The organism is Saccharothrix sp. ST-888 (assembly GCF_000955975.1).
Taxonomy (GTDB): domain Bacteria; phylum Actinomycetota; class Actinomycetes; order Streptomycetales; family Streptomycetaceae; genus Kitasatospora.
This window is the reverse complement of record NZ_JYJF01000205.1, coordinates 1-4,742: the sequence shown is the minus strand read 5'-3', so window position 1 is coordinate 4,742 and position 4,742 is coordinate 1. Positions and strand designations below refer to the sequence as shown.

The 4,742-nt window shown below is 75.5% G+C and carries 1 protein-coding gene; it reads right to left on the bottom strand.

Annotation, left to right across the window (positions count from 1 at the left end; genetic code table 11):
• Positions 1–4,742, bottom strand: a 4,742-nt coding sequence (locus UK12_RS44650; RefSeq protein ID WP_045306692.1) for a type I polyketide synthase, incomplete at both ends; no start/stop codon positions are given.

The following is a 4,742-nucleotide window of genomic DNA, read 5'->3' as shown; positions in this document are numbered from 1 at the left end:
AGCCGGTCCCGTTGGCCGCGTCGGCGAACGGGCGGCACCGCCCGTCCCGCGACAGGCCGCGCTGACGGCTGAACTCGACGAAGGTCCCCGGGGTCGCCATCACCGTGACACCGCCGGCCAGCGCCAGCGTGCAGTCCCCCTGCCGCAGCGACTGGACCGCGAGGTGCAGTGCGACCAGCGAGGACGAGCAGGCGGTGTCCACCGACAGCGTCGGCCCCTCCAGGCCGAGCGTGTAGGCGACCCGGCCCGACACCACGCTGCCGGAGCCGTAGCTCTCGAAGTAGTCGTGGTACATCACGCCGGCGAACACCCCGGTCGCGCTGCCCCGCAGCGAGGCCGGGTCGATGGACGCCCGCTCCAGCGCCTCCCAGGACGTCTCCAGGAGCACCCGCTGCTGCGGGTCGGTGACCAGCGCCTCGTCCGGGTCCATGCCGAAGAAGCCGGCGTCGAAGTCGCCCGCGCCGTACAGGAACGCGCCGTGCCTGGCGTAGCTGGTGCCGGGGCGGTCCAGGGTCGGGTCGTAGAGCGACTCCAGGTCCCAGCCGCGGTCGGCCGGGAACTCGCCGACGGCGTCCACCTCGCCGACGACCAGCTTCCACAGGTCCTCGGGCGAGCCGACGCCACCGGGGTAGCGGCAGCTCATCCCGATGATCGCGATCGGCTCGTCGTCCAGCGCCGCGGGCGCCGCCGCCACCGGTGCCGCCGCCAGGTTGCCGACCAGCTGGTCGAGCAGGTACCCGGCCAGCTCGGCCGGGGTCGGGTAGTCGAACACCAGGGTCGCCGGCAGCCGGAGCTCGGTCGCCGCCGTCAGCGCGTTGCGCAGTTCGACGGCGGCCAGCGAGTCGAAGCCCAGCTCGCGGAAGGCCCGGTTCTGCTCCACCGCGTCCGCCGAGCGGTGCCCGAGCACCGAGGCGGCCCGGGTGCGCACCAGCTCGACCAGGACCGGGCCGCGCTCCGCCTCAGGGAGCGCCGCGAGCCTGCTCCGCAGCGAGTCGGCGCCCGAGGCCGGGCGGTCCGAGACGCTCTGGCGCTGGGTGCGCACCAGGGCGCGGAAGAGCGGTGCCAGGGCGTCGCCCTGGGCCCGCAGCCCGGCCGCCTCCAGCTTCATCGGAAGCACCGCCGGGTGCTGCGCCCGCATGGCCGCGTCGAACAGGGCCAGGCCCTCGGCGGTCTCCAGCGCCGCCACACCGCCCCGGGAGATCCGGGAGAGGTCGGTGTCGTCGAGGGTGCCGGTCATCCCGCTCGCCTGCGCCCACAGCCCCCAGGCCATGGACTGCGCGGGCAGTCCGAGCGCCCGCCGGTGACCGGCAAGCGCGTCGAGGAAGGCGTTCGCCGCCGCGTAGTTGGCCTGGCCCGGCGAGCCGAGGGTGGCGGCGGCCGAGGAGAACAGCACGAACGCCTTCAGGTCGAGACCGGCGGTGAGCTCGTGCAGGTGCCAGGCCGCGTCCACCTTGGGGCGCAGCACGGTGTCCAGGCGTTCGGGGGTGAGCGAGGAGAGCACGCCGTCGGCGAGCACGCCGGCCGCGTGCACCACGGCGGTCAGCGGGTGCTCGGCCGGGATCCCGGCCAGCACCTCGGCGAGGCCCTCGTGGTCCGCCACGTCGCAGGCAGCGGTGGTGACCTCGGCGCCGAGTCCGGTGAGCTCGGCGACCAGGTCGGCGGCCGCACCGCGGCGGCTGACCAGCAGCAGGTTCCGGGCGCCCCACTCGGTCACCAGGTGACGGGCGATCAGGCCGCCCAGCGCACCGGTCGCGCCGGTTACCAGGACAGTGCCCTCGGGGTCGAGCTCCGACGGGCTTGCGTCCTCGGCCGGTTCGGCCCGGACCAGCCTGGGCAGCCGGATCACGCCGTCCCGGATCGCGACCTGCGGCTCGCCGACGGCGACCGCGGCCGCCAGCAGGGCCGGGGAGGCCGGGTCCTCGTCGAGCTCGACGAGGACGATCCGGTCGGGGTTCTCCGACTGGGCCGAGCGCACCAGTCCGGCGACCGCCGCTCCGGCCAGGTCGGCGCCGGTGGCCACCACCAGGGTGGCGTCGGCGAGTTGTTCGTCGGCCAGCTTGGCGCGCAGCTCGTCCAGAACGGCCTCGACGGCCGCCCGGACCTCGTCGGCGCCGGTGCCCGCCGGGGTGCGCAGCACCTCCAGCCGGCGGTCGGGTACTTCGGCGGGTGTCGGCGCGGGGACCCAGTCCACCCGGTAGAGCGAGCCCGCCCGGGCCGACTTGGCGGCGGCGGCGAGCTGGTCGGCCGGGATCGGCCGCAGGGCGAGCGTGCCCACACTCGCCACCGGCGCGCCGGCGGCGTCGGCGAGGGTCAGCGACACCGCGCCCGGCTGCTCCAGGGTCCGTACCCGGACCCGCAGTTCCCTGGCGCCGGTCGCGTGCAGCTGCACCTCGGACCAGGCGAACGGCAGCAGCGCGTCGTCCGCGGCGATCCCGGTGAGGCCGACCGCGTGCAGGGCGGCGTCCGAGAGGGCCGGGTGCAGGCCGAAGCCGTCCACCTGCTGGGCGAGGGCCACCTCGGCGTACACGTCCTCGCCGTGGCGCCAGGCGGCGCGCAGCCCCCGGAAGGCCGGCCCGTAGCCGAGTCCGGCCTCGGCGAGCTGCTCGTAGAGCCCGTCCAGCGCGATCGGCTCGGCGCCGGCGGGCGGCCACGCCCGGAGTTCCGGCTCGGCCGGGGCGCCAGCCGGGGCGAGGACGCCGTCGGCGTGCCGGGTCCACGGCAGCTCGTCCTCGGCGCTCTCGGCCCGCGAGTAGACGCTGACCGGGCGCCGGGAGTCCTCGGCCGCACCGATCACCACCTGGAGCTGCACCGCGCCGTGCTCCGGGAGCACCAGCGGGGCGTGCAGGGTCAGGTCGGCGACCCGGCCGAGGCCGACCGACTCGCCCGCCTGGAGGGCGAGTTCGAGGTAGCCGGTGCCGGGGAACAGCAGCTCCCCGCCGACCACGTGGTCCGCCAGCCAGGGGTGGGTGCCCACCGAGAGGCGGCCGGTGAGCACCACGCCGTCGGTGTCGGCGCGGGTCATCGCGGCGCTGAGGATCGGGTGGTCGGTCGGGGTGAGGCCGGCCGAGGTGACGTCGGTGTTGCCCGACACGCTGTCCAGCCAGAACTGCTCGTGCTGGAAGGCGTAGGTGGGCAGCTCGACCCGGTTGGGGCGCGGGCCGTCGAAGAACGCCTGCCAGTCGACCGCGATGCCGTGGGCGAACGCCTCGCCGAGGGCGGCGGCGAACCTGGCCCGGCCGCCGTCGTCCCGGCGCAGCGAGCCGATGGCCCGGACGCCGTCGAAGGTCTCCTGGAGGCCGACGGTGAGCACCGGGTGCGGGCTGGACTCGACGAAGACGCCGTGCCCCTTGCGGACGGCCGCGCCGGCGGCCTGCTCGAAGAGCACCGTCCGGCGCAGGTTGGTGTACCAGTACTCGGCGGTCAGCTCGGTGGTGTCGATGACGTCGCCGGTGACGGTCGAGTAGAAGGGCACCTCGGAGGGGAGCGGCCGGACGTCGGCCAGGGTCTCCAGCAGCCGGCCGTGGACCGTCTCGACCTGCGCGGAGTGCGAGGCGTAGTCGACCGGGAGCCGCTTGACCCGGATCCCCTCGTCCTTCAGCTGGGCCTGCAGGCGGTCCAGGGCGTCGACGAAGCCGGACACCACGACCGATCCCGAGCCGTTGCGGGCCGCGATCGAGAGCTGTCCGTCCCAGGCGGCGAGCCGCTGCTCCAGCTGCTCGACGGACTGGGCGACCGACATCATGCCGCCCCCGCCGGACAGGTCCTCGGCGATCGCCTTGCTGCGCAGGGTGACGATCCGGGCGCCGTCCTCCAGCGAGAGGGCCCCGGCGACGACGGCCGCCGCGATCTCGCCCTGGGAGTGCCCGATCACCGCGGCGGGGCGCACCCCGTACGAGATCCAGGTCTGCGCCAGCGAGACCATGACCGCCCAGAGCAGCGGCTGGACGATGTCCACCCGGTCCAGCGAGCCGGACAGCTCGGCCAGCAGGTCCCACTCGACGTGGGGCGCGCAGGCGGCGGCGCACTCGGCCATCCTGGCCGCGAACACCGGTGAGGAGGCCAGGAGTTCGGTGGCCATGCCCTGCCACTGCGAGCCCTGGCCCGGGAAGACGAACACCGGCCGGGATCCGGCGGCGACCCCCTCGACCAGCCCGGGGGCGGTGCCTCCGGAGGCCAGTGCGGCGAGCGCGTCGCGCAGTTCGGTGCGGTCCGCCCCGGTGAGGGCGGCGCGGTACTCGAAGTGCGCGCGGGTGGTGGCCAGCGAGAAGCCGAGGTCCGACGGCTCCAGCTGCGGGTCGGCGTCCACGAGGGCCAGCAGCCGTCCGGCCTGGGCGGGCAGCGCCGCGCGGGTCTTCGCCGACAGCAGCCACGGCCCCGTCGCGGGCGCGGTCGGCACGGGCTCGGGCACGGGCTCGGGGGCCGGGGCCTGCTCGATGATGGTGTGGGCGTTGGTGCCGCTGATCCCGAACGAGGAGATCCCGGCCCGGCGCGGGCGTTCGACCTCGGGCCACTCGCGGGCCTCGGTCAGCAGCCGGACCTCCCCGGCGGTCCAGTCCACGTGGGTGGAGGGCTCGTCCACGTGCAGGGTCCTGGGCAGCATGCCGTGCCGCATGGCCTGCACCATCTTGATCACGCCGGCCACGCCGGCCGCGGCCTGGGTGTGGCCGATGTTCGACTTGACCGAGCCGAGCCAGAGCGGCCGCCCCTCGGGGCGGTCCTGACCGTAGGTCGCCAGCAGTGCC